The sequence below is a fragment of the Klebsiella sp. CSG-1 genome (assembly GCF_056521145.1).
The window spans coordinates 20,001-44,795 of sequence record NZ_JBWNLD010000013.1; the positions used below are offsets into that span (position 1 = coordinate 20,001).

Here is a 24,795-nt window from a genome sequence, read left to right on the forward strand (position 1 = left end):
TGAATTATTTAATATTTAAATCCATTCAAACTAACGACATCTATTGTCGTTGCGTATAGAATATCCCCCCGAAGTTTTGGTTGTCTCTCGTAAGAGTGACACTGCACACGAAACCGCGTTGGTTGATTTTACTCTGAATAATTTGGGTTGCAGAAAGGCGGCAGGCAAGCGCACAGGCAATCTAAATGGGGACAGGGCTGCCCAGGTCGGTTTCGTGTGCTGCATTTTTGACGCATTCATTTATTGGTAAAGCATGAACCCCATCGTAATTAATCGGCTTCAACGGAAGCTGGGCTACACTTTTCATCATCAGGAGCTGTTGCAACAGGCATTAACTCACCGCAGTGCCAGCAGCAAACACAATGAGCGCCTGGAATTTTTAGGTGACTCAATTTTGAGTTTTGTGATCGCGAATGCGCTCTATCATCGTTTCCCTCGGGTGGACGAAGGCGATATGAGCCGCATGCGCGCAACGCTGGTACGAGGCAACACGCTGGCGGAGATCGCCCGCGAGTTTGAACTGGGTGAGTGTTTGCGCCTTGGCCCGGGTGAGTTGAAAAGCGGCGGCTTCCGTCGCGAGTCTATTCTGGCAGATACCGTTGAAGCGTTGATTGGCGGGGTATTCCTCGACAGCGATATCCAGAACGTTGAGCGCCTGATTCTCACCTGGTACCAAACTCGTCTGGACGAAATCAGCCCAGGCGATAAGCAAAAAGATCCAAAGACTCGTTTGCAGGAGTACCTGCAAGGTCGCCACCTGCCGCTGCCTTCCTATCTGGTAGTGCAGGTGCGCGGTGAAGCACACGATCAGGAATTTACTATCCACTGCCAGGTCAGTGGCCTGAGTGAACCGGTGGTAGGCACAGGTTCCAGCCGTCGCAAGGCGGAGCAGGCTGCCGCCGAACAGGCGCTGAAAAAGCTGGAGCTGGAATGAGCATCGATAAAAGTTATTGTGGGTTTGTCGCCATTGTTGGCCGCCCGAACGTGGGTAAATCCACGCTGTTGAACAAACTGCTTGGGCAGAAGATTTCGATCACTTCCCGTAAAGCGCAGACCACACGTCACCGCATTGTCGGTATCCATACCGAAGGGCCGTATCAGGCAATTTATGTTGATACCCCGGGCCTGCATATGGAAGAGAAACGTGCGATCAACCGCCTGATGAACAAAGCGGCGAGCAGCTCGATTGGCGACGTTGAGCTGGTGATTTTCGTTGTCGAAGGCACGCGCTGGACGGCCGATGACGAAATGGTGCTGGGCAAATTACGTGATGCCAGAGCGCCGGTGATCCTGGCGGTCAATAAAGTGGATAACGTGCAGGAGAAGGCTGATTTGCTGCCGCACCTGCAGTTCCTGGCAAGCCAGATGAACTTCCTCGATATCGTGCCGATTTCTGCGGAAACAGGCATGAACGTCGATACCATCGCCGGGATCGTACGCAAACATCTGCCGGAAGCTATTCATCACTTCCCGGAAGATTATATTACCGACCGCTCACAGCGCTTTATGGCCTCTGAAATCATCCGTGAAAAGCTGATGCGTTTCCTTGGCGCCGAGCTGCCGTATTCGGTGACGGTTGAGATCGAGCGTTTCCAGACCAACGAACGCGGCGGTTATGATATTAACGGTCTGATTCTGGTTGAACGTGAAGGTCAGAAGAAGATGGTGATTGGCAACAAAGGCGCCAAAATCAAAACTATCGGGATTGAAGCGCGTAAAGACATGCAGGATATGTTTGAAGCGCCGGTACACCTTGAACTGTGGGTGAAGGTCAAATCCGGCTGGGCCGACGACGAGCGCGCGTTGCGCAGCCTCGGTTACGTTGACGATCTCTGAGTTTGACACACCATGGCTTTCGTGGTGCAGGCCGGCGGCAACACCGTGAGTCCCCGGGAGCTGACTTTAGTCAGTGATTCGGCTGAAAAGGTGCGGCCAACGCACCTGCAACCTGAAAGACGACGCGTATGATGGAAGGCTGGCAGCGCGCTTTCGTTCTGCATAGTCGTCCCTGGAGCGAAACCAGCCTGATGCTGGATGTCTTCACGGAAGAGTCGGGTCGCGTGCGCCTGGTAGCAAAAGGCGCACGTTCCAGACGCTCCAACCTCAAAGGCGCCCTCCAGCCTTTTACCCCCTTACTCCTGCGCTTTGGCGGTCGTGGCGAAGTGAAAACGCTACGCAGCGCCGAAGCCGTTTCATTGGCTCTTCCTCTTAGCGGCATCACGCTTTACAGCGGGCTGTATGTCAATGAACTGCTGTCCCGCGTGCTCGAACATGAAACGCGCTTCTCCGAACTCTTTTTCGATTACCTGCATTGCCTGCAGGCGTTGGCTGGCGCAAGCGGTACGCCAGAGCCGGCGTTGCGCCGTTTTGAACTGGCGCTGCTGGGACACCTGGGCTATGGCGTTGATTTCCTCCACTGCGCCGGCAGCGGCGAAGCCGTGGATGACACCATGACCTATCGCTACCGTGAAGAAAAAGGGTTTATTGCCAGCGTGGTTATTGATAACAACACCTTTACCGGGCACCATTTGAAGGCGCTGGCTAACCGTGAGTTCCCGGATAGCGATGCGCTACGTGCCGCAAAGCGCTTTACCCGTATCGCCCTGAAACCGTATCTTGGCGGTAAACCGCTAAAGAGCCGGGAGCTGTTTCGCCAGTTTATGCCCGCCCGCGCGGCGCGGGCAGCAGATAAAACGAATAACGATCAATGAGGATTGTCATGGCTGAATTACTGTTAGGGGTCAATATTGACCATATTGCGACATTGCGTAACGCGCGCGGTACTGCCTATCCGGATCCGGTGCAGGCGGCCTTTATCGCCGAGCAGGCTGGCGCCGACGGAATTACCGTGCACCTGCGCGAAGACCGCCGTCATATTACCGACCGCGATGTTCGTATCCTGCGCCAGACGCTGGATACCCGCATGAACCTGGAGATGGCGGTCACCGAAGAGATGCTGACCATCGCCTGTGAGACCAAACCGCACTTCTGCTGTCTGGTGCCGGAAAAACGTCAGGAGGTGACGACGGAAGGCGGTCTGGATGTCGCGGGTCAGCGCGACAAAATGCGCGATGCCTGCACCCGTCTTGCCGATGCCGGTATTCTGGTCTCGCTGTTCATCGATGCCGATGAGGAGCAAATTAAGGCTGCGGCGGACGTCGGCGCGCCGTATATCGAAATCCATACCGGTTGCTATGCGGATGCCGAAACCGACGCCCGGCAGGCAACAGAGCTTGAGCGGATCGCGAAGGCGGCCACTTATGCCGCGAGTCTTGGCCTCAAGGTCAATGCCGGTCACGGCCTGACCTACCATAACGTGCAGGCGATCGCCCGCATTCCGGAGATGCATGAGCTGAACATTGGCCACGCGATCATCGGTCGTGCGGTGATGAGCGGCCTGAAAGAGGCGGTTGCCGAGATGAAACGCCTGATGCAGGAAGCGCGCGCGTAATGGCTATTCTGGGGCTGGGCACCGATATTGTTGAAATTGCCCGTATTGAAGCGGTGATTGCCCGCAGCGGCGATCGTCTCGCCCGGCGGGTTCTCAGCGACAACGAGTGGGCGATATGGGCACAGCACCAGCAGCCGGTTCGTTTTCTGGCGAAGCGTTTTGCGGTGAAAGAGGCGGCGGCGAAAGCCCTGGGGACCGGTATCCGTAACGGTCTGGCTTTTAATCAGTTTGAAGTTTACAACGACGAACTGGGCAAGCCTAAGCTACGGCTGTGGGGCGAGGCGAAGAATCTGGCGGAGCGTCTGGGAGTCAGAAGCATTCACGTGACGCTGGCCGATGAGCGTCATTACGCTTGTGCGACGGTTATCGTGGAGAGTTAGCGCCCGCTGCTCGCGGCATCAGATTTTGTCCGCGTGATACATTAGCACGAATTTGTCCCACAGCTGTTCTTCATTTTCGACGTGTGCCGGGTCTTTCAGAATCGTATTCGGGATCGGGCACACTTTCTGGCAGGTGGGCGTTTCATAGTGGCCCACGCATTCCGTGCAGCGGTCGCTGTTAATTTCATAAATGCTGTCACCCATCGAAATGGCCTCGTTAGGGCATTCCGGTTCGCACATATCGCAGTTGATGCATTTTTTGGTGATTAACAGCGCCATCAGGAAATTCTCAGAAACAACACAAACAGGGCGGGCATTATACGCCCATTTTCTGCTCACACCAGTTTTTTCACCAGCGCTTCGCTGTGGCGGATTCGCTCCGGCGCATGTTCCAGATCCTGTTGAACCAGCGCCATAAACAGCAGATCGGTGAGCATCATCTGCGCGCTGGTGGAGGAGATCGCCGCGCTGCGGGTCGCCTGTTCTTCGGCGATAGTATACAGGCACTGCGTGGCCTGCTGTTGCAGGGCGTTGGGGGTGAAGCCAGTGATCGCCAGGATCCGACAGCCCACGCGCAGCGCTTCTCCGGCGGCCATATTGATTTCACGACGTTCGCCAGAGTAGGAGATGGCTAACAGCAGATCGTCTGACGACATGGCCTGTACGGTGGCGAGCAGGGCATGCATATCCTGTTCGGCAACCGCGTTAATGCCGATCTTCATCAGCTTCCAGCTGAAATTACGCGCCACCAGGCCGGATGCGCCAATACCGGTAATAATCACCCGGCGCGCATTACGCAGCAGCGCCACGGCTTCCAGCAGCTTCTCCTCGCTGTTCACATCCAGCGAGGCGTGCATGGCGGCCACGTTATCCTTAATCAGTTTCTCGCCGACCAGGCGCAGCGGATCGTCGCCGCGGATCTGGTTATGCACCGGCACCGACTGAGGATCGGGCGCGCTGGCCAGCGCTTCACTTAATGCCAGCTTCAGCGCCGGGAAACCCTTAAACCCCATCTTCTGCGCGAATTTCACAACGCTGGACTGGCTGACGCCTGCCTCGCCTGCCAGCTGTTGCGAACTGAGGTGGCGGGTCTGGTCCGGCTGAGCCAGAATAAAGTCTGCCAGCTTCTTATCGCTTGCTGCCAGCGACGGGTAGCGCTGGCGGATGCGGATTAAACAGTTCATCGGTTTTCCTCAGGACAACCTTCGCCCTCTGCTGAAAGAATTTTGTATTCGATTATAAGAGGATTGCGGCGAATTAAAAATTCTACCGCTGAGATTTATTCACGGCAGAGGAACTGCCTCAACCCAGGCTTAACGTCGGCGGATGTTTTCTCTGTTCATGGCACAAGACTGTTAAGCTAGCGGTATCAGAGACAAAATTCGATAAAAAGAGGTCCGGTTTGAAGAGCAGCACGCAGCGAGTGGTTTTTTTTGATCTCGATGGAACCTTGCATCAACAGGATATGTTCGGCAGCTTCTTACGCTACGTCTTGCGTCACCAGCCCCTGAATCTGCTGCTGGTTGTACCGCTGTTGCCGGTTATCCTGGCAGGACTGGCGGTAAACGGCCGGGCGGCGCGCTGGCCAATGAGCCTGCTGCTGTGGGCATCGACCTTCGGGCGCAGTGAGCGCCGGTTAAAACGCCTTGAGGCCGATTTTGTCCGCTGGTTTCGCCAGCGCGTGACGGCCTTTCCGGTGGTGCAGGCCCGGTTGTCGGACTACCTTACCCGGCGCGATGCTGAGGTCTGGCTGATTACCGGATCGCCGCAATCGCTGGTGGAACAGGTCTACGGGGATACCGCCTGGTTGCCCAGGGTGAACATCATCGCCAGTCGGATGGAACGTCGCTGCGGAGGCTGGGGGCTGTCGCTACGCTGTCTGGGTCATGAAAAGGTGGTGCAACTGGAGCAGAAGATCGGTGCGCCGCTGCAGCTGTACAGCGGCTATAGCGATAGCGAGCAGGATAATCCGCTGCTTCATTTTTGCCAGCACCGCTGGCGGGTCACCCCGCAGGGCGATCTCCACCAGTTAGAATAGTGTGCAATGTCTGTCGGCCATGTATAATGCGGCCCGCTTTTTCCGCAGGAGTGCCCGTTTTGTCTGACCATGAACTGAACGATGAATACTGGATGCGTCACGCCCTGACGCTGGCTAAACGCGCCTGGGAAGAGGGCGAAGTGCCGGTTGGCGCCGTGCTGGTGCACAACAATCAGGTTATCGGCGAGGGGTGGAACCGACCTATCGGGCGTCACGATCCTACGGCGCATGCCGAAATTATGGCCCTGCGTCAGGGGGGACTGGTACTGCAAAACTATCGCCTGATTGACGCGACGCTGTATGTCACGCTCGAACCCTGTGTGATGTGCGCGGGGGCAATGGTGCATAGCCGGATTTCGCGGCTGGTATTTGGTGCCCGGGATGCAAAAACCGGCGCGGCCGGCTCGCTAATGGATGTCCTGCACCATCCGGGGATGAATCATCGGGTGGAGATCAGTGAGGGGATTCTGGCGGAGTCGTGCTCAGGCATGCTCAGCGAATTTTTCCGCTGGCGGCGGGAAGAGAAAAAAGCCTTAAAAAAGGCGCGTCGGGTCGAAGGCGCTTAGTGCCCCAATCCGGGAATCTTCAGTCTGGTGTTGTCGACTAACGATTCCGCGCGAAACTGGAAAAAGGGGAGCGCCCGCTGTTCTTTATCCAGTTCATCCGGCATCACCGCCGGATAGTCCCCGGCAAGCGCCAGCCGCTGTTCATCCTTCCTCTCTTTCTCCGACAGGTAGCCCACCAGGCTGATGTGGTATTTGCGGATGTTCTCGACGTAGGCGTATGCCTCATGACCGCGGGCGTAGCCATATTTCAGCCGGCTGTAATACGGTTTCTGACTGAGCAGCGGCAGGCGCTGCTTCACGTCCGCCCAGCTGTCGGGATTGCCCTTCTGTTTTTTGGTCAGCGAGATGGCGTCCAGAATATGGGCGTACCCCATATTGTAAGCCGCCAGCGCAAACCAGATGCGTTCATCTTTGGGGACCGAGTCCGGGATTTTATTCATCATATCCTGCAAGTAGCGCATACCGCCGCTAAGGCTCTGCTCCGCATCGGTACGATCGGTTAATCCCAGGCTCTGCGCGGTATTGCGGGTCAGCATCATCATGCCGCGTACCCCGGTGGGCGAAGTGGCCTGCGGATCCCAGTGTGACTCCTGCCAGGAAATGGCCGCCAGCAGGCGCCAGTCGATCTGGCGCGCATATTTTTCAAACATCGGCTGGAGGTCCGGCAGAATATTATCGACGGCGCGCAGGAACGTCCGGGTGTCGACATAATCGAAATCGTTGCCGTGTCCGAGGTATTTTTCTTCCAGTCGCGCCAGGGTGCCGTCTTCATTCATGTTGTTGAAGAAATCCAGCATCGCCGCGGAGAGCGAGTTGTCCTCGCTCCTGGCGCTAAACCAGGTCACCGGCTGTTCATCGCTGATATCCAGAGCAACCGCCAGTTCCGGATGCACGCGCTGGAACAGGCTAATCGCCACCGAATCTGCGATGGTGTAATCCACTTCGCCATCGATAACCGCCTGCATCAGCGCTGTCGTCCCGCGTTTTTCATCCACGCGCCAGCCGAGATCCGGGTATTTATTTCCTTTCAGCGTCTGCAGGTCGTTAATGGCGACATGGCCCGGGGCAATCACCAGCTGTTCTGCCGTGAGGTTAGCGAGGCTGCGTGGGCGCGTGTTGCCCACCCGGTAGACCAGCTGCTGCGACACCGAATAGTAGCCCGGTCCGGCCTGATAGTTTTTGACCCGTTCTGAGTTGTAGACCAGCCCGGCCGCTAACATATCGGCATGACCGTTATCCAGGTCATCAAACAGCTGACTGATATTCTGGCGGACGGTCACCTTCAGCCTGACGCCGAGGTAATCGGCAAACTGTTCCGCCAGCTCGTAATCCAGCCCGTAGGTCTTGTTATTGATGGTCGCGAAGGTGAGCGGCGAATTGATGGTGCTAACGCGCAGCTCACCGCGCGCCATAATTGCGGCGACACGGTTCTCCGGCTTTCCTGACCATGGGATCGACGGCCACAGGGCGGCCGCCAGCAATAAGGTCACAATGCCGATGAGCAGATAATTAATCTTTAATTTTTTCAGAGAGTTAATCTTCTGCAGCTCTGTGTTCCTCAGCAGGCTATTAGCGGAAAAGTTAAAAGAGAGTCCTCGAATGAGCGGCATTTTGCTTAAGAATGCGTCAGTTGGCAACTTATTCGCGAGGAAGGTCACATTAATTGATAAACCAGGGGAATGATTTTATTTCCACGCAAACGGTTTCGTCGAGGCTCAGGATTCACTATAATGGCGCCCGTTTCCCCCCTGGCTCATATTGAAAGCTGCGAAGACGAGAGACTTATGATGGAAATTTTGCGTGGTTCACCTGCACTGTCGGCATTTCGTGTTAATAAACTGCTGGCACGTTTCCAGGCGGCCAACCTGCCGGTTAGCACAATATATGCAGAGTATGTTCATTTTGCCGAACTGAACGCGCCGTTAAGCGGTGATGAACGTGAGAGGCTGGTACGACTGCTCAAGTATGGCCCAAACTTAAACAGCCATACCCCAACCGGTAAATTACTGCTCGTCACCCCCCGCCCTGGCACCATCTCCCCCTGGTCTTCTAAAGCTACCGATATTGCCCATAACTGCGGCCTGTCGCAGGTAGTGCGTCTTGAACGCGGCGTGGCGTACTATGTGGAAGCCAGTACGCTGAGCGAAGAACAATGGGCGGCTGTCGCGAGTGAACTCCATGACCGGATGATGGAAAGCGTCTTTGACGCGCTGGAAGAGGGCGAAAAGCTGTTTGCTCAGCATCAACCGACGCCGGTGACCAGCGTCGATCTGTTGGGGCAGGGACGTCAGGCGCTGATTGACGCCAACCTCCGTCTGGGGCTGGCGCTGGCGGAAGACGAAATCGACTATCTGCAGGATGCGTTTAACAAGCTTGGTCGTAACCCGAACGACATCGAACTGTATATGTTCGCCCAGGCGAACTCCGAGCACTGCCGCCACAAGATTTTTAACGCCGACTGGGTCATCGATGGCGAACAGCAGCCGAAGTCGCTGTTTAAGATGATCAAAAACACCTTTGAGAAGACCCCGGACTACGTCCTGTCCGCCTATAAAGACAACGCCGCGGTCATGGAAGGTTCTCAGGTAGGGCGCTTCTTCGCCGATCGCGAAAAAGGCCGCTATGACTACCATCAGGAAGACGCCCATATCCTGATGAAAGTGGAAACGCACAACCACCCGACGGCCATCTCTCCCTGGCCGGGTGCGGCGACCGGCTCCGGCGGTGAAATCCGCGATGAAGGGGCAACCGGTCGCGGCGCGAAACCGAAAGCCGGTCTGGTCGGTTTCTCGGTCTCTAACCTGCGGATTCCCGGCTTTGAACAGCCGTGGGAAGAAGATTTCGGTAAGCCGGAGCGCATTGTGACCGCGCTGGATATCATGACCGACGGCCCGCTGGGCGGCGCCGCGTTTAACAACGAATTCGGTCGTCCGGCGCTGAATGGCTATTTCCGTACCTATGAAGAAAAAGTGACCAGCCACAATGGCGAAGAGCTGCGCGGGTACCACAAGCCGATCATGCTGGCGGGCGGTATTGGTAACATCCGCGGCGAGCACGTGCAGAAAGGCGAAATTACCGTTGGGGCGAAACTGATTGTCCTCGGCGGCCCGGCGATGAATATCGGCCTGGGCGGCGGGGCAGCCTCTTCGATGGCATCCGGCCAGTCCGACGCGGATCTCGATTTTGCCTCTGTACAGCGCGATAACCCGGAAATGGAACGCCGCTGCCAGGAAGTGATCGACCGCTGCTGGCAGCTGGGCGAGGCGAACCCGATTTTGTTTATCCACGACGTCGGCGCCGGCGGCCTGTCTAATGCCATGCCGGAACTGGTCAGCGACGGCGGTCGCGGCGGTAAATTCCAGCTGCGCGATATTCTGAGCGATGAGCCGGGAATGAGCCCGCTGGAAATCTGGTGTAACGAATCCCAGGAACGCTATGTGCTGGCGGTCGCGCCGGAACAGCTGCCGCTGTTTGACGAGCTGTGCCGCCGCGAGCGCGCACCGTACGCGGTGATCGGCGAAGCCACCGAAGAACTGCATCTGAACATGAGCGATGCTCACTTCAACGACCAGCCGATCGACCTGCCGCTGGATGTACTGCTGGGTAAAACGCCGAAAATGACCCGCGATGTGCAGACCCTGAAAGTGAAAGGTGATGCGCTGGATCGCCAGGATATCACTCTCGCCGACGCGGTGAATCGCGTGCTGCATTTGCCGGCGGTTGCGGAGAAAACCTTCCTCGTCACCATCGGCGACCGTACCGTGACCGGGATGGTAGCGCGCGATCAGATGGTCGGCCCCTGGCAGATCCCGGTAGCGAACTGCGCGGTAACCACCGCCAGCCTCGATAGCTACTACGGCGAAGCGATGGCTATTGGCGAACGTGCGCCGGTTGCGCTGCTGGACTTTGCCGCCTCCGCTCGCCTGGCCGTCGGTGAAGCGCTGACCAACGTCGCGGCAACGCAAATTGGCGCGTTGAATCGCGTGAAACTTTCCGCAAACTGGATGGCCGCGGCCGGTCACCCGGGTGAAGATGCCGGTCTGTATGAAGCGGTAAAAGCGGTTGGCGAAGAGCTGTGTCCGGCTCTGGGACTGACCATTCCGGTGGGTAAAGACTCGATGTCGATGAAAACCCGCTGGCAGGAAGGCAGCGAGCAGCGCGAGATGACTTCGCCGCTGTCGCTGGTGATTTCCGCCTTTGCTCGCGTGGAAGATGTGCGCCATACCGTGACGCCACAGCTCTCCACGGAAGATAACGCCCTGCTGCTGATTGATTTAGGTAAAGGCCGTAACGCGCTCGGTGCCACCGCGCTGGCGCAGGTTTACCGTCAACTGGGCGATGTTCCGGCCGACGTGCGCGATGTCGCACAGCTGAAAGGCTTCTGGGATGCGATGCAGGCGCTGGTGGCCGATCGTAAGCTGCTGGCTTACCACGATCGCTCTGACGGCGGCCTGCTGGTCACCCTGGCTGAGATGGCCTTTACCGGCCACTGCGGCCTGACGGCAGATATCGCCGCGTTGGGCGACGATCGTCTGGCGGCGCTGTTTAACGAAGAGCTGGGGGCGGTTATCCAGGTGCGTGCCGCGGATCGCGAAGCGGTTGAAGCGCTGCTGGCTTCTCACGGCCTGGCGGACTGTGTCCACTATCTGGGCCAGGCGACGGAAGGTGACCGCTTTGTCATCACCGCCGAAGGGCATCCGGTGTTCAGCGAAAGCCGCACCACGCTGCGTATCTGGTGGGCAGAAACCACCTGGCAGATGCAGCGCCTGCGCGACAATCCGGAGTGCGCCGATAGCGAGCACGAAGCGAAACGTCGTGAGGACGATCCGGGCCTTAACGTGAAGCTCTCCTTCGATATCAACGAAGACATTGCCGCACCGTACATCGCCACCGGCGCGCGTCCGAAGGTGGCGGTACTGCGTGAGCAAGGCGTTAACTCCCACGTTGAGATGGCGGCAGCGTTCCACCGCGCGGGCTTTGATGCGATTGACGTGCATATGAGCGACCTGCTGGCGGGACGTACCGGGCTGGCTGATTTCCAGGCGCTGGTTGCCTGCGGCGGCTTCTCCTATGGCGACGTGTTAGGCGCCGGCGAAGGCTGGGCGAAATCCATTCTGTTCAACGAGCGGGTGCGCGATGAGTTTGCCACCTTCTTCCACCGTCCGCAGACGCTGGCGCTGGGCGTGTGTAATGGTTGTCAGATGATGTCCAACCTGCGTGAGCTGATCCCGGGAAGCGACCTGTGGCCGCGCTTTGTGCGTAACTATTCCGACCGTTTTGAAGCGCGCTTCAGCCTGGTTGAAGTCACGCAAAGCCCGTCTCTGCTGCTGCAGGGCATGGCCGGTTCGATGATGCCGATTGCCGTTTCTCACGGTGAAGGGCAGGTGGAAGTGCGTGACAGCGCGCATCTGGCCCAGCTGGAGAGCAAAGGTCTGGTGGCGCTGCGCTTTGTCGATAACTTCGGTAAGGTGACGGAGAGCTATCCGGCTAACCCGAACGGTTCACCGAACGGGATCACCGCCGTGACCAGCGAAAGCGGTCGTGCGACGATCATGATGCCGCATCCTGAACGCGTATTCCGCACGGTGGCTAACTCCTGGCACCCGGAAAACTGGGGCGAGGATAGCCCGTGGATGCGTATCTTCCGCAACGCACGTAAACAGCTGGGTTAATATCCGGCGAGTTGTGCAGGATCCGCCGCGTTCGCAAAGCCTTCCCGGCTGAAGCGTAATGTATCAGGCCCCCGCCTTTGAGCGGGGGCTTTTCGTTTGTGACGGCGGTCGCCTGAAGGTGTCGGGAATTGCCGACAAACGCCGGTGAGGGGTGTCGCTAATTGGAGACATTTAACTTATTGATTTCTAATGAGGTGGGAAAACAGGTCACTATGTGTTGCTAAATAGCGACACTCTGGTTAAAAAAGCATCGCGACCATGGTGCGGGTAAAATGCTATAAATTCATTATATTTCATTGTGTTAATAATTTGTTTTGCTATGTGGCATAGTTAATGCATAATAATACGCAGTGGCTCATTCACCTTCTTATGTCAGCCCCTTCGGGACGCGCTACATAAACTTCGAATGACGCACAACAAGGTGCCTGCCGTCCAACTTCTGATAACAGCTTTGCTTTATCAACCATCGGGCGAAACGTCGAGTTAGGCACCGCCTTATTCCATAACAAAGCCAGGCCTGTGCCTGGCTTTGTTATATCCGCAGGACGACAATTTAGCGAACGCTACTGGCGGTTTGCTATGCCAGTCCGTTTGCCGTTATCGACGCGTCGCGGATTCTCTTATCAGCCGCGTCGGGCTATTTTTCGACTCTCCACGACAGAAAGGTCGATTGCACCTGTTACTCTGCGGCGTCCTCAGTTAGCATCGTGATGAGCTAATGATTGAGACCCTATCCTTGAAGCGAATCTCTCTTTTCCCCCGTTCGTTGCGTCAGCTGGTCACGCTCTCGTTTGTGTTGATTCTGCTGCCGCTGCTGGTTCTGGCCTGGCAGGCGTGGCAGAGCCTGAATGCGCTTAGCGCGCAGGCCGCGCATATTAACCGCACCACGCTTGTCGATGCCCGGCGCAGTGAGGCGATGATGAACGCGTCGCTGGAAATGGAACGCAGCTACCGGCAGTACTGCGTACTCGACGATCCGACGCTGGCGAAGGTCTATCAAAATCAGCGTAAACGCTATAGCGAGATGCTCGACGCTCATGCCGGGGTGCTCCCGGACGAAAAAATCTGGCAGGCGCTGAGCCAGCAGCTGAACGACCTTGCACAGCTCAGGTGTAAAAACAGCAGCCCGGATGCGCAATCGGGAGCCAGCCTTGAAGCCTTTGCCGCCGCCAACAGCGAAATGGTTCAGGCCACCCGAACGGTGGTTTACTCGCGTGGACAACAGCTCCAGCAGGAGATTGCCGAACGTGGACAGTTTTTTGGCTGGCAGGCGCTGGTTCTTTTTCTGCTGAGCCTGGCGCTGGTGCTGCTGTTTACCCGGATGATTATCGGCCCGGTTAAAGGGATCGAGAAAATGATTAACCGCCTGGGGGAGGGGAAGTCGCTGGATAATGCGGCGCTGTTTACCGGCCCGCGCGAACTGCGTTCCGTCGGCGAGCGTATCATCTGGCTGAGCGAACGTCTGGCCTGGCTGGAGTCGCAGCGCCATCAGTTTTTACGCCACCTTTCACACGAACTGAAAACGCCCCTCGCCAGCATGCGGGAAGGCACGGAACTGCTGGCCGACCGCGTGGCCGGGCCGTTGACCGCGGAACAGCAGGAGATCGTCGAAATTCTCGATAACAGCAGCCGCAATCTGCAAAAACTGATTGAGCAACTGCTGGACTACAATCGTAAACAGGCCGATGGCCCGGTCCCGCGTGAAATCGTTGATCTTGCTGAGCTGGTTGATAATGTCGTGGCGGCTCACAGTTTGCCCGCGCGCGCAAAAATGATGCATACCGCGATTCAACTGGCGGAGCGTACCTGCCTGGCAGAACCGGCATTATTGATCAGCGTGATGGATAATCTCTATTCCAATGCGGTGCACTATGGGGCTGAATCCGGTAACATTCGTATTCATAGCTACCGGCATGGCGAGCAGGTTCGCATAGACGTGATAAACAGCGGCGAACCGATCCCGCAGGCGGAAAAAAATATGATTTTCGAGCCTTTTTATCAGGGAAGCCATCAGCGTAAAGGGGCGGTAAAAGGCAGCGGTCTGGGCCTGAGTATTGCCCGCGACTGCGTCCGACAAATGCAGGGTGAGCTAAGCCTGGAAGAGAGTGAGTCCGGGCTTATCTGTTTTCGCATAACGCTGCCCGCCGCTGAGCCGGAAAAAACCAACACATGAATCAACAATGGGTGAATATGTCCCACTTTTTCGTAGTGGTTCGTGCTTTCAAAGGATGGCTGTTGCCGGGCATTTCTTGCCTGGCGCTGGCGGGGTGTTCCGCCGCTTTTTCGCCGCACACGGCAAATGACAAAGCACAACCCGAGCTGCCGCAGCACCAGGTTGCGGATTTTCTTTCAGTCGACTGTGCCGATATCTGGTCGTTGAAGAGCGAAGCCAGCGATAAAAACCCGCTGTACTGGCTGCGCGGGATAGATTGTGCCGATCGCCTGGCACCGGTTCAGGCGCGGGCGGAAGCCAAACGGCATGATGATGACAGTTGGCAGGACGCCTTTAAGCGCGGCATTTTACTGGCGGATGCGAAGATTACGCCGGATGAACGCCGCGAACTGGTATCCCGCCTGAATACCTTCAGTCCGCAAATCGCCGTGCAGGTGCGTCCGCTGTATCAGCTCTGGCGTGATGGTCAGAACAGGCAGCTGCAGCTGGTGGATGAGCGCGCCCGTTACGCGAAGCTGCAGCAGTCCAGCGATAGCGAGCTGGAGGCGCTGCGCCTGCAGGAACAGCAGCTGCGCGGCCAGCTGGAGCTAACGACCCGCAAGCTGGAAAACCTCACCGATATTGAACGCCAGCTTTCCAGCCGCAAACCCGGAGGCAATTTTAATGCCGACGGCAGCCACAGCAGCGATAAAGTTCCGGAGGTCATACATGACGATCCGTAAACCTGCGCATCTGCTGCTGGTGGATGACGATCCGGGCCTGTTAAAACTGCTGGGAATGCGTTTGACCAGCGAGGGCTACAGCGTCGTGACCGCCGAAAGCGGCGCGGAGGCGCTGCGCATTCTGGCACGAGACAAAGTCGAACTGGTGGTCAGCGATTTACGCATGGATGAGATGGACGGCCTGCAGTTGTTCAGCGAAATCCAGAAAGTTCATCCGGGGATGCCGGTGATTATTCTTACCGCTCACGGCTCGATTCCCGATGCGGTGGCGGCCACCCAGCAAGGGGTGTTTGGTTTCCTGACCAAACCGGTGGACAAAGACGCGCTGTATAAAGCCATCGACGATGCGCTGGAACACAGTGCGCCAGCGACGGATGAGCGCTGGCGTCAGGCAATCGTAACCCGCAGTCCGCTGATGCTGCGTCTGCTGGAGCAGGCCGGGATGGTGGCGCAGTCGGATGTTAGCGTGCTGATTAACGGCCAGAGCGGGACCGGGAAAGAGATTGTCGCGCAGGCGATTCATAATGCCAGCCCGCGCCATGACAAGCCTTTTGTCGCCATTAACTGCGGTGCGCTGCCGGAACAACTGCTGGAATCCGAGCTGTTTGGCCATGCGCGCGGCGCGTTTACCGGCGCGGTGAGCAACCGGGAAGGGCTGTTCCAGGCCGCGGAGGGCGGGACGCTGTTTCTCGATGAGATCGGCGATATGCCGGTGGCGCTGCAGGTGAAGCTGCTGCGGGTACTGCAGGAGCGCAAAGTGCGCCCGCTGGGTAGCAACCGCGATATCGATATCGATGTGCGTATCATCTCAGCCACTCACCGCGATCTGCCGAAAGCGATGGCGCGCGGCGAGTTTCGTGAAGATCTGTTTTATCGCCTGAACGTGGTGAACCTGAAGATCCCGCCGCTGGCCGAGCGCGCGGAAGATATCCCGCTGCTGGCAAACCATCTGCTGCGTCAGTCTGCCGATCGGCATAAGCCGTTTGTTCGGGCGTTTTCAACCGATGCGATGAAACGGCTGATGGCTGCCAAATGGCCCGGCAATGTTCGCCAGCTGGTGAACGTGATTGAGCAGTGCGTAGCATTGACCACCTCGCCGGTGATCGGCGATGCGCTGGTGGAACAGGCGCTGGAAGGGGAAAATACCGCGCTGCCGACCTTCGTCGAAGCGCGCAATCAGTTTGAGCTCAACTATCTGCGCAAGCTGCTGCAAATTACCAAAGGTAACGTCACCCACGCGGCAAGAATGGCGGGGCGCAACCGTACTGAATTCTACAAGCTGCTGTCGCGCCACGAGCTCGACGCCAACGACTTTAAAGAGTAGCTCCGCAGCATGACGCAAGTTATGATACGGTAAGCAACCGGTTACGCGACAAAGACAGGAACACCATGAAAAAGATTGATGCGATTATTAAACCTTTCAAACTGGATGACGTGCGCGAAGCGCTGGCCGAAGTCGGCATCACCGGGATGACGGTTACGGAAGTGAAGGGCTTTGGCCGTCAGAAAGGCCACACCGAGCTGTACCGCGGTGCGGAGTACATGGTGGATTTTCTGCCGAAAGTGAAAATCGAAATTGTAGTCACTGACGATATCGTTGATACCTGCGTGGATACCATTATCCGCACGGCGCAGACCGGTAAAATCGGTGACGGTAAGATCTTCGTCTTTGACGTCGCCCGCGTGATTCGTATTCGTACCGGGGAAGAGGACGACGCGGCAATTTAAGCCGGGCCGTATTCTTATGCATCCCCCGGTCAGCTTTGCCCGACCGGGGATATCCCCGAATGGCGGCATCTCTGCCTCTTCCGGGTTATTTCATTACAGCACCTTATGCGGGCCAAAACATTCGTAGTGAATGTTGTCGCTATTGACGCCCAGCGCCACCAGCTGTTTCGCTGCATGTTGCATAAAGGCTACCGGGCCGCACAAATAGTACTGCATTTGTGGGTCACGCAGCGTGTCAGCCAGATCCGATAACATCATCAGACCTTCGCTGTTAAAGCGTGCCGCCTGGCGGTCGGCTTCTGTCGGCGTGCGATACCAGATATGGGAAGTGAATTTCGCCAGGCTGGCGCCGAGCGTTGCCACCTCGTCGGCAAACGCATGGACATCGCCATTTTCCGCCGCGTGGAACCAGTTCACCTGGGCCGCATGCTGCGTTTTTGCCAGCGTGTCGAGCATGGCCAGCATCGGTGTCTGTCCGACGCCGCCGGAAATCAGCGTAACCGGCGTTTTCGGCTCAACGGCGAGGAAGAAGTCTCCTGCCGGCGCAGCCAGATGCACAATATCCCCTTCCTGCGATGCGTTGTGCAGCCAGTTTGATACCTGGCCGCCGTTTTCGCGTTTAACCGCAATTCGGTAGCCTTTGCCATCTGGTTTGCGGGTCAGCGAATACTGACGAATTTCCTGATATTCAAACTCCTGCGGCTTCAGCCAAATCGCCAGATACTGGCCCGGCTGATAATCCGCCACCGGCTGACCGTCTACCGGCGCCAGATCGAAGCTGGTAATCAGGGCGCTACGCGGGGTTTTCTTCACGATACGAAACGCGCGCGTGCCTTCCCAACCACCGTTTTTGCTGGCGTTACCCTGGTAGATTTCAGATTCGCGTTGAATAAAGACATTGGCCAACACGCCGTAGGCTTTACCCCATGCCTCAAGCACTTCCTCGCCCGGGCTGAACATTTCGTCGAGCGTCGCCAGCAGATGGCCGCCGACAATATTGTACTGTTCTGGTTTGATCTGGAAGCTGGTGTGTTTCTGCGCGATTTTCTCAACGGCAGGCAGCAGGGCTGGCAGGTTGTCGATATTGCTGGCGTAAGCGGCAATGGCATTAAACAACGCTTCACGCTGGTCGCCGTTACGCTGGTTGCTCATGTTGAAGATCTCTTTGAGCTCCGGGTTATGGGCAAACATGCGATCGTAAAAATGGGCGGTCAGCTTAGGACCTGTTTCGACGAGCAGGGGAATAGTGGCTTTAACCGTTGCGATGGTTTGGGCGTCGAGCATAGCAGCTTCCTTCGGTGTTATTTAAATGATGTATTTTATATGCATCTTATAAAAATAACCCTGCACTGTAAATGGTTCCTTAACACTTTTCCCCGTAGTGGTAACAACATGAAGAATTCGCATCACAAACCTGAAAAGAAATCCGTTGATAATCGTTGAGTCGTTATTGCTCAAAGCCTTGTGTAATGGGGAGCCAATCGTTTGCGTAAAATCCTTTGTCAAGACCTGTTATCACAGAACGATTCGGTTATACTGTGGGCCGTCGCCCAAAAAGGCCCCCCTTTTAGAGCTGTAATCTATTGTTAGCTGAGCAGGAGATGCGGATGTTAAAGCGTGAAATGAACATTGCCGATTATGATGCCGAACTGTGGCAGGCTATGGAGCAGGAAAAAGTACGTCAGGAAGAGCACATCGAACTGATCGCCTCCGAGAACTACACCAGTCCGCGTGTTATGCAGGCACAGGGTTCTCAGCTGACCAATAAATATGCCGAAGGTTATCCGGGCAAGCGCTACTACGGCGGTTGCGAATATGTAGATATCGTTGAACAACTGGCGATTGACCGTGCAAAAGAGCTGTTCGGCGCTGACTACGCTAACGTACAGCCGCACTCCGGCTCCCAGGCTAACTTCGCGGTCTATACTGCTCTTCTGCAACCGGGCGATACCGTTCTGGGTATGAACCTGGCGCAGGGCGGTCACCTGACTCACGGCTCCCCGGTTAACTTCTCAGGCAAACTGTACAACATCATTCCTTACGGCATCGATGAGTCCGGCAAAATCGACTATGCAGACATGGCGAAGCAGGCTCAGGAACATAAGCCGAAAATGATCATCGGTGGTTTCTCTGCTTACTCCGGTATCGTTGACTGGGCAAAAATGCGTGAAATCGCTGACAGCATCGGTGCATACCTGTTCGTCGATATGGCCCACGTTGCTGGCCTGATTGCGGCGGGCGTTTACCCGAACCCGGTGCCACATGCTCACGTTGTGACGACCACTACCCACAAAACCCTGGCGGGTCCGCGCGGCGGCCTGATCCTGGCGAAAGGCGGTAGCGAAGAGCTGTACAAAAAACTGAATTCTGCCGTATTCCCTAGCGCTCAGGGCGGCCCTCTGATGCACGTTATCGCGGGTAAAGCGGTTGCGCTGAAAGAAGCGATGGAGCCAGAGTTCAAAGTCTACCAGCAGCAGGTGGCGAAAAACGCTAAAGCGATGGTTGAAGTGTTCCTGAATCGCGGCTACAAAGTGGTTTCTGGCGGTACTGAAAACCACCTGTTCCTGCTGGATCTGGTCGATAAAAACCTGACTGGTAAAGAAGCTGACGCTGCGCTGGGCCGTGCTAACATCACCGTCAATAAAAACAGCGTACCAAACGATCCGAAGAGCCCGTTTGTGACCTCCGGTATCCGTATCGGTTCTCCGGCGGTAACCCGTCGCGGCTTTAAAGAAGCGGAAGTGAAAGAGCTGGCCGGCTGGATGTGCGATGTGCTGGACAACATCAATGACGAAGCGGTCATTGAGCGCGTGAAGGGTAAAGTGCTGGATATCTGTGCACGCTTCCCGGTTTATGCGTAACGTTTAACGACGCAAGCGTAAAGAAAAAGGCCGCCAGTGCGGCCTTTTTTACGTCCGGCGTTCAGCGATTAACGACGGTCGAGGGAGATTGCGCCTGGGCCAGTGATGGCCAGAAGCAGGAAGGCTCCAGCTATACTGATATTTTTGTAGAAGTTAATCATATTGGGGAGTACTGCATCGCCGGTCATATCCCAGTAATGATGGCCAATGACGGCGGTACCGAGCGTATAAAAAATAAAGATCACCGCCAGCGGACGGGTGAAGAAACCGAGGACAATCAGGATCGCCGCCGGAACCTCCATCACAATCGCGATAATAGCCGCTAGCGTCGGAAGCGGCGCGCCGGAGGAGGCCATATATTGTACCGTACCGCTAAAACCCATCAGTTTGGGATAGCCAAATATAATAAACAGCAGTACGACGGCAATACGGGCGATCAGCAGCAGAACGGAACGGGAAGAGCCAAAGTCGAAATAGCGTAGTGTGTTCATAATCAATCCGTTGTGAAGGTGCGTGATTTAAACGTAATACACAATTTTGTGATCTGCCACATACCTTGTGCGATCAACGTAGTGTCTGCAGTTGCTCTTCTACGTACAGATAGCCAATGCCGAGTAGCTGTTCAGAACGCGTCAGCCTGCCAAACTCAATCTGTGTCGCGTGTGCCCGAGGGGAATCACCGTGATCGAAGGGATTAAAACCGGTTTGCTTTACAATAGTGGCCAACCAGTTTTCGCCGAATGCACAGCTCCGACCATAGATCCAGATTTGATTAATATTTAGAATGTTCAGGAAGTTATATAAACTCAATCCGATGGCATTGGCGGCTCTCTCTGCCCAGGCACGGATGTGTACATCACCATCTTTCCACGCATTAATCAGTGACTCTGTGGTTATTTTCTCTGGCGAAAGACCTGCATCAGGCTGCGTTTTTAACCACATCCGGGCTTGTTTTTTTAGTGCGGTAAGGGAGGCTACTGTTTCCAGGCAACCATAGCGCCCGCAGTCGCAGGCAATACCATCGGGATTAATAATGGTGTGCCCTATTTGTCCACTGCCATAAAGACTGCCGCGCCAGATCTGGTCGTTGATGACAAATGACGAGCCAATGCCGTAATCGACGTTAATGATGCAAAAATCCACTTGTGTACTGTGGTTTTGCCACTTTTCCGCCAGCGCCAGCATGGCACAGTCATTATCAACTCTTACCTGAACGCCGAGCTCTTCTTCAAGCAAGTATTTTAGTTCAATTGGACTCTTCCAGCGCGCCTGAGGCATGGTTTGAGATACGCCAGTCACTGGATCTACCTGACCATGAACACCCAGCGCGAGATTGATTGTGCGTTCCGGATATTGACGATGAATGCGCCGCCAGCATTCGATAATTACGGTAAGCAGAGCCTGTGGGGTGGGGGCATCAATCTGTATATGCTGGAGGCTGTCTACGGCCAGCAAGCGCGCATCAGCAAGTTGGTACTCAATGCTGGTTGGTGTGATGCTCATGCAAAGCGTCCACGCCCGTTGCTGTGGAATCTGAAAGCTTCCACTATTTACACCTCTGCGACTCATTTTTTCGGTGGAATGGCTAATCAAGCCTTCACCGAGGAGCTCTTCGAGAATATTACTCACGGCCGGAATGGATAACCCGCTGAGTTGCGAGAGTTGCGATTTGCTAAGCTGTTTTTCCCGCCACAGATGGGCAAGAAAGATAGATTTATTGACTTGCCTGACCTGAACATTATTGAAACCGGTTCGCTGCATACACTTAACTCCCTTAACTATATTGCGTGAGCATTGTGCATTTTAACAGCTGAACAGGGATATAAACTCGATGCATTGAATATTTTACTTCTTTTCATTTAGTGGAGAACGCTATGTACGGTTCGGTTAAAGTCTGGCAGGAAACGATTACATTACCGACGTGGACAACGGGCGCGGAAGACCCTAACCCAATGTTCCTTGAGAAACGGGTCTATCAAGGTTCTTCGGGGAGTGTGTACCCATATGGCGTGATTGATACGTTAACGGGTGAGCGTGAGTTGCGTGAGTATCATGCGGTATGGATGGAGAATGATTTCATTCGTATCATGCTACTTCCTGAGCTCGGCGGGCGTATCCATCGTGCCTACGACAAGGTTAAACAACGTGATTTCGTCTACTACAACGAGGTTGTGAAGCCCGCACTGGTTGGGTTACTTGGGCCATGGATTTCTGGTGGTATTGAGTTTAACTGGCCCCAGCACCACCGACCGACAACGTTTATGCCCGTTGATTTTACGATCCTGCAGGGTCAAGACGGTACGCAAACCGTATGGATGGGGGAGGCGGAACCAATGCGTGGTTTGCAGGTTATGACTGGATTTACCCTTTATCCCGACCGTGCACTGATAGAAATTACAGGTAAGGTTTTTAACGGCAATGCCACACCACGGCATTTCTTGTGGTGGGCCAATCCGGCAGTCAAAGGTGGCGATGCGCATCAGAGCGTCTTCCCTCCTGATGTGACTGCCGTCTTCGACCATGGCAAGCGCGATGTCTCTGCATTTCCTGTCGCCACGGGTACTTACTATAAGGTTGATTACTCGGCTGGGGTGGATATTTCCCGCTATAAGAATGTCCCCGTACCGACTTCCTATATGGCGGAAAAATCGGATTACGACTTTGTCGGTGCCTATCATCATGATGAACGCGGCGGGCTCTTGCATGTCGCCGACCACCATGTCTCACCAGGTAAAAAACAGTGGAGCTGGGGCCATGGTGATTTCGGTCAGGCGTGGGATCGGAATCTGACTGACAACAATGGCCCCTATATTGAACTGATGACCGGCGTATTTACCGATAATCAACCGGATTTCACCTGGCTTGATCCATATGAGGAGAAAATTTTTGTTCAAAATTTCCTTCCTTACAGTGAGCTGGGAAATGTGCAAAATGCGAATACGCGGCTTGCTCTCAAACTGGTTCGTGAAGCTGAACAGCTGCAATTAGGGATTTATGCGATTGCTCCGCTGGAAAATATTGTTCTGGAGCTGAGTGCGGATGAGCTGCCTCTTTATGAAACTCAGCTAACGTTAAAGCCCGGCGAAAGCTGGTTGCAAACACTGCAGGAGAAGGACGCCGCGCGCTTAACTCTGCAGGTAAAAAGCAGGGAAGGCGAACTACTACTGAAGTATCAGGAGCATCAGGCACAGCAAACGCCATTACCTGACCCTGCAACGGCACCAGCTATGCCTGAAGAGATCGATAACGAGGATGAGCTTTATTTTATTGGTCAACACCTGGAACAGTACAACCACGCCAGCCGCTATGCCGCAGATTACTATCGCCGGGCGCTAGCACTTGACCCACAGGATTACCGCAATAATGTTGCCCTAGGCACGCTGGCACTTAACGCTGCTGATTGGTCGTTGGCGGAACAATGTGCTCGGGCCGCGCTGCTGCGCGCCCATCGTCTGAATAAAAACCCTCGGGATGGTGAAGCCAGCATGTTGCTCGCTAGTGCTCTGGAAAGACAGGGCGATGAAACCAATGCATGGGATCACTATTACAAGGCTTCGTGGAGCGGAAATTGTCGTGATGCGGCCTACTGGTCTCTTGCGCGGCTGGCAATGAAGCGTGGCGACATCGCGGATGCGTTAGAAAAAGTAGACATTAGCCTCCGGTTTAACGGCAGTAATCATATGGCAATGGCGCTTAAAGCGCTGGCGTTGGCGGAATTACAGCGCGGCAGCGAGGCTCTGAAGTACATATCGGTATGTCTTGAACAATATCCACTAAGCTACCCGCTGCATTGTGTTAGCTGGATGATCAATCAGGACGATGAGACGCGCGATAGCCTGCTACGCGTGACTGGCTGTCGAGGTATTAATGCTAGTCTGCTTGCCGGATGGTTGCTTTCTATCGGGCAGAAAGAGACCGCAAAAACGATGTTAGCCATGCTCGATTGCCAGGAGGCCATTCCAATGCTGTGGCGCGCGGCATTAAGCGACGTAGCCAGCGAGCGCCAGCACTTTATCTCATTGGCCCAGCACTGCCACACGTTACGGGTACGCTTTCCTAATACACTCGATGAAGTCCAGATGCTGCAGAAATTGGATGACAGTGCTTTTGCCTGTTATCTGCTGGGTTGCTTCTGGTACAGCAAAAGACGCTATGACGAGGCGGTTGCTTGCTGGCATGAGACGCTGGAGGAAGCACCGGATTATGCGCCAGCACATCGTTTACTTGGCGTGTACGCCTGGAACAAACAACATGATTCGGTGCGGGCAATGGCTCGACTCCAGCAAGCAGTCGCGCTAGAACCTGAAAATGCTCGTTTTCGTTTCGAACTGGATTATCTCAGTAAGCTGACGGGCACCTCCGTTAGCGAGCGATTACGTCATCTGGAGGAGAACCTCGCGGTTGCACTGAAGCGCGACGATCTGACTGCTGAGTTACTCAGTTTGTGGAACAGTTGTGGGCGTTATGCCGATGCCGCACATATTTTGCGTACCCGAGAGTTTCATCCCTGGGAAGGCGGGGAGGGTAAAGTGACCGACCAGTATTTACTTAATCAGCTGCACAGTGCCTTACAAGCGATTGAGCGCCGGACGTTCCCGCAGGCTATTCAGTATCTGGAGGAGGCGTTGTGCTATCCGTATAACCTTGGTGAGGGGAGACTACCGGGGCAGACAGACAACGACATCTGGTATTTGCTCGGTCATTGCGCGACGCAAAGCGGGGAAACTGAGCAGGCGACGGCATACTACCGCCGCGCACTCCAGGGTGGTACTACGCTGAATGCCGGACGCTACTATAACGATCAACCCGCTGATTATCTCTTCTGGCAGGGAATGGCAATGCGCCAGTGCGGCAATGAAGCGCAGGCAGTGCAGCATTTCCAGAACTTTATCGCCTGGGCTCAATGTCACAAGGACAATGTCCCACAAGCCGACTTTTTCGCCGTCTCGCTACCTGACCTGGTGGTCCTGGATGTGCCGGCGGCGCAGCAACATCAACAGCATTGTCTTTTCATTGAAGCGTTGGGGCATCTGGGGTTGGGGAATATAACCGACTATCAGCGCGCACTACAGCAGTTATTGGCGATCAACCCCGCTCATGATAAGGCGCATTTGATTAGCCATGCCTTGCAAAGCGGCATCTTTTCCTGAACCTCAAACTGGCGGGGGCATCCCGCCAACCCTACTGTTCCCTGCGTTTCCCTT

20 protein-coding genes are annotated in these 24,795 nt (G+C 55.4%); 14 read left to right on the forward strand and 6 right to left on the reverse strand.

Annotation, left to right across the window (positions count from 1 at the left end):
• Positions 1-253 precede the first annotated feature (253 nt).
• The 5 genes from rnc to acpS all read left to right on the forward strand — a co-directional run bounded on the left by rnc (position 254) and on the right by acpS (position 3,831).
• Positions 254-934, forward strand: a complete 681-nt coding sequence (gene rnc, locus AC007G_RS23970; RefSeq protein WP_004866451.1) for a ribonuclease III — start codon at positions 254-256, stop codon at positions 932-934.
• Complete coding sequence (gene era, locus AC007G_RS23975) at positions 931-1,836, forward strand: GTPase Era (RefSeq protein ID WP_004866448.1); 906 nt, start codon at positions 931-933, stop codon at positions 1,834-1,836. Before rnc ends, era begins: the two co-directional genes overlap by 4 nt.
• 131 nt (positions 1,837-1,967) lie before the next feature.
• Positions 1,968-2,711, forward strand: a complete 744-nt coding sequence (gene recO / locus AC007G_RS23980) for a DNA repair protein RecO (protein WP_032686559.1) — start codon at positions 1,968-1,970, stop codon at positions 2,709-2,711.
• 8 nt (positions 2,712-2,719) lie between these two features.
• Complete coding sequence (gene pdxJ, locus AC007G_RS23985; RefSeq protein WP_032686469.1) at positions 2,720-3,451, forward strand: pyridoxine 5'-phosphate synthase; 732 nt, start codon at positions 2,720-2,722, stop codon at positions 3,449-3,451.
• Positions 3,451-3,831 carry a holo-ACP synthase gene (gene acpS / locus AC007G_RS23990; protein ID WP_004866442.1) on the forward strand — a complete coding sequence of 127 codons (381 nt, stop codon included), beginning with the start codon at positions 3,451-3,453 and terminating at the stop codon, positions 3,829-3,831. Before pdxJ ends, acpS begins: the two co-directional genes overlap by 1 nt.
• 18 nt (positions 3,832-3,849) lie before the next feature.
• On the opposite strand, the gene AC007G_RS23995 is transcribed toward acpS, so the two are convergent.
• Both AC007G_RS23995 and AC007G_RS24000 read right to left on the reverse strand, forming a co-directional pair.
• Positions 3,850-4,110, reverse strand: coding sequence for a YfhL family 4Fe-4S dicluster ferredoxin (locus AC007G_RS23995; RefSeq protein ID WP_142630885.1), 261 nt, complete (start codon positions 4,108-4,110; stop codon positions 3,850-3,852).
• A 56-nt stretch (positions 4,111-4,166) separates the two neighbouring features.
• Positions 4,167-5,015 carry a MurR/RpiR family transcriptional regulator gene (locus AC007G_RS24000; protein WP_032695564.1) on the reverse strand — a complete coding sequence of 283 codons (849 nt, stop codon included), beginning with the start codon at positions 5,013-5,015 and terminating at the stop codon, positions 4,167-4,169.
• Positions 5,016-5,233: 218 nt separating this feature from the next.
• Between AC007G_RS24000 and yfhb the strand changes: the two genes are divergently transcribed.
• The gene (gene yfhb, locus AC007G_RS24005; protein ID WP_032686471.1) at positions 5,234-5,869 is read left to right on the forward strand and encodes a phosphatidylglycerophosphatase C; all 636 of its coding nucleotides are present in this window, start codon (positions 5,234-5,236) and stop codon (positions 5,867-5,869) included.
• A gap of 59 nt (positions 5,870-5,928) precedes the next feature.
• Positions 5,929-6,435, forward strand: coding sequence for a tRNA adenosine(34) deaminase TadA (tadA, locus tag AC007G_RS24010; protein ID WP_032686472.1), 507 nt, complete (start codon positions 5,929-5,931; stop codon positions 6,433-6,435).
• On the opposite strand, the gene mltF is transcribed toward tadA, so the two are convergent.
• Positions 6,432-8,045 carry a membrane-bound lytic murein transglycosylase MltF gene (gene mltF, locus AC007G_RS24015; protein ID WP_046851958.1) on the reverse strand — a complete coding sequence of 538 codons (1,614 nt, stop codon included), beginning with the start codon at positions 8,043-8,045 and terminating at the stop codon, positions 6,432-6,434. The two genes, tadA and mltF, sit on opposite strands and share 4 nt — an antisense overlap.
• A gap of 174 nt (positions 8,046-8,219) precedes the next feature.
• Between mltF and purL the strand changes: the two genes are divergently transcribed.
• The 5 genes from purL to glnB all read left to right on the forward strand — a co-directional run bounded on the left by purL (position 8,220) and on the right by glnB (position 16,730).
• Complete coding sequence (gene purL / locus AC007G_RS24020) at positions 8,220-12,107, forward strand: phosphoribosylformylglycinamidine synthase (protein WP_046851994.1); 3,888 nt, start codon at positions 8,220-8,222, stop codon at positions 12,105-12,107.
• 736 nt (positions 12,108-12,843) lie between these two features.
• A complete protein-coding gene (locus AC007G_RS24025; protein WP_099002035.1) occupies positions 12,844-14,280 on the forward strand; it encodes a sensor histidine kinase in 1,437 nt (478 codons plus the stop codon).
• A 17-nt stretch (positions 14,281-14,297) separates the two neighbouring features.
• The gene (gene qseG, locus AC007G_RS24030; RefSeq protein WP_047665378.1) at positions 14,298-15,002 is read left to right on the forward strand and encodes a two-component system QseEF-associated lipoprotein QseG; all 705 of its coding nucleotides are present in this window, start codon (positions 14,298-14,300) and stop codon (positions 15,000-15,002) included.
• Complete coding sequence (gene glrR / locus AC007G_RS24035; RefSeq protein ID WP_032686475.1) at positions 14,989-16,326, forward strand: two-component system response regulator GlrR; 1,338 nt, start codon at positions 14,989-14,991, stop codon at positions 16,324-16,326. Before qseG ends, glrR begins: the two co-directional genes overlap by 14 nt.
• A gap of 65 nt (positions 16,327-16,391) precedes the next feature.
• Positions 16,392-16,730, forward strand: a complete 339-nt coding sequence (gene glnB / locus AC007G_RS24040) for a nitrogen regulatory protein P-II (RefSeq protein WP_002914032.1) — start codon at positions 16,392-16,394, stop codon at positions 16,728-16,730.
• A gap of 93 nt (positions 16,731-16,823) precedes the next feature.
• Here glnB and hmpA read toward each other — a convergent pair whose 3' ends face one another.
• Positions 16,824-18,014 (reverse strand): NO-inducible flavohemoprotein, encoded by a 1,191-nt coding sequence (hmpA, locus tag AC007G_RS24045; protein WP_032695561.1) that lies wholly within the window; start codon positions 18,012-18,014, stop codon positions 16,824-16,826.
• A gap of 323 nt (positions 18,015-18,337) precedes the next feature.
• Here hmpA and glyA point away from each other — a divergent pair, with 323 nt between their 5' ends.
• Positions 18,338-19,591, forward strand: a complete 1,254-nt coding sequence (gene glyA / locus AC007G_RS24050) for a serine hydroxymethyltransferase (protein WP_004866418.1) — start codon at positions 18,338-18,340, stop codon at positions 19,589-19,591.
• A gap of 68 nt (positions 19,592-19,659) precedes the next feature.
• On the opposite strand, the gene AC007G_RS24055 is transcribed toward glyA, so the two are convergent.
• Together AC007G_RS24055 and AC007G_RS24060 are read right to left on the reverse strand one after the other, a co-directional pair.
• Entirely contained in the window at positions 19,660-20,082 is a 423-nt protein-coding gene (locus tag AC007G_RS24055; RefSeq protein ID WP_032686477.1) for a DoxX family protein, read from the reverse strand.
• A 73-nt stretch (positions 20,083-20,155) separates the two neighbouring features.
• Positions 20,156-21,352, reverse strand: coding sequence for an ROK family transcriptional regulator (locus AC007G_RS24060; protein ID WP_032699019.1), 1,197 nt, complete (start codon positions 21,350-21,352; stop codon positions 20,156-20,158).
• 113 nt (positions 21,353-21,465) lie between these two features.
• On the opposite strand from AC007G_RS24060, the gene AC007G_RS24065 reads away from it, so the two are divergent.
• Positions 21,466-24,741 carry a DUF5107 domain-containing protein gene (locus tag AC007G_RS24065; protein ID WP_142630886.1) on the forward strand — a complete coding sequence of 1,092 codons (3,276 nt, stop codon included), beginning with the start codon at positions 21,466-21,468 and terminating at the stop codon, positions 24,739-24,741.
• The last annotated feature ends 54 nt before the right edge of the window (positions 24,742-24,795 follow it).

What these genes read in the sequence shown, in the direction of transcription:
- glyA (WP_004866418.1), top strand. Translation starts at nt 18,338, where the DNA reads ATGTTAAAGCGTGAAATGAACATTGCCGATTATGATGCCGAACTGTGG.
- mltF (WP_046851958.1), bottom strand. Translation starts at nt 8,045, where the DNA reads ATGCCGCTCATTCGAGGACTCTCTTTTAACTTTTCCGCTAATAGCCTG.
- qseG (WP_047665378.1), top strand. Translation starts at nt 14,298, where the DNA reads ATGTCCCACTTTTTCGTAGTGGTTCGTGCTTTCAAAGGATGGCTGTTG.
- AC007G_RS24055 (WP_032686477.1), bottom strand. Translation starts at nt 20,082, where the DNA reads ATGAACACACTACGCTATTTCGACTTTGGCTCTTCCCGTTCCGTTCTG.
- glrR (WP_032686475.1), top strand. Translation starts at nt 14,989, where the DNA reads ATGACGATCCGTAAACCTGCGCATCTGCTGCTGGTGGATGACGATCCG.
- glnB (WP_002914032.1), top strand. Translation starts at nt 16,392, where the DNA reads ATGAAAAAGATTGATGCGATTATTAAACCTTTCAAACTGGATGACGTG.
- AC007G_RS24000 (WP_032695564.1), bottom strand. Translation starts at nt 5,015, where the DNA reads ATGAACTGTTTAATCCGCATCCGCCAGCGCTACCCGTCGCTGGCAGCA.
- recO (WP_032686559.1), top strand. Translation starts at nt 1,968, where the DNA reads ATGGAAGGCTGGCAGCGCGCTTTCGTTCTGCATAGTCGTCCCTGGAGC.
- AC007G_RS24060 (WP_032699019.1), bottom strand. Translation starts at nt 21,352, where the DNA reads ATGCAGCGAACCGGTTTCAATAATGTTCAGGTCAGGCAAGTCAATAAA.
- era (WP_004866448.1), top strand. Translation starts at nt 931, where the DNA reads ATGAGCATCGATAAAAGTTATTGTGGGTTTGTCGCCATTGTTGGCCGC.
- hmpA (WP_032695561.1), bottom strand. Translation starts at nt 18,014, where the DNA reads ATGCTCGACGCCCAAACCATCGCAACGGTTAAAGCCACTATTCCCCTG.
- AC007G_RS24065 (WP_142630886.1), top strand. Translation starts at nt 21,466, where the DNA reads ATGTACGGTTCGGTTAAAGTCTGGCAGGAAACGATTACATTACCGACG.
- rnc (WP_004866451.1), top strand. Translation starts at nt 254, where the DNA reads ATGAACCCCATCGTAATTAATCGGCTTCAACGGAAGCTGGGCTACACT.
- acpS (WP_004866442.1), top strand. Translation starts at nt 3,451, where the DNA reads ATGGCTATTCTGGGGCTGGGCACCGATATTGTTGAAATTGCCCGTATT.
- pdxJ (WP_032686469.1), top strand. Translation starts at nt 2,720, where the DNA reads ATGGCTGAATTACTGTTAGGGGTCAATATTGACCATATTGCGACATTG.
- purL (WP_046851994.1), top strand. Translation starts at nt 8,220, where the DNA reads ATGATGGAAATTTTGCGTGGTTCACCTGCACTGTCGGCATTTCGTGTT.
- AC007G_RS23995 (WP_142630885.1), bottom strand. Translation starts at nt 4,110, where the DNA reads ATGGCGCTGTTAATCACCAAAAAATGCATCAACTGCGATATGTGCGAA.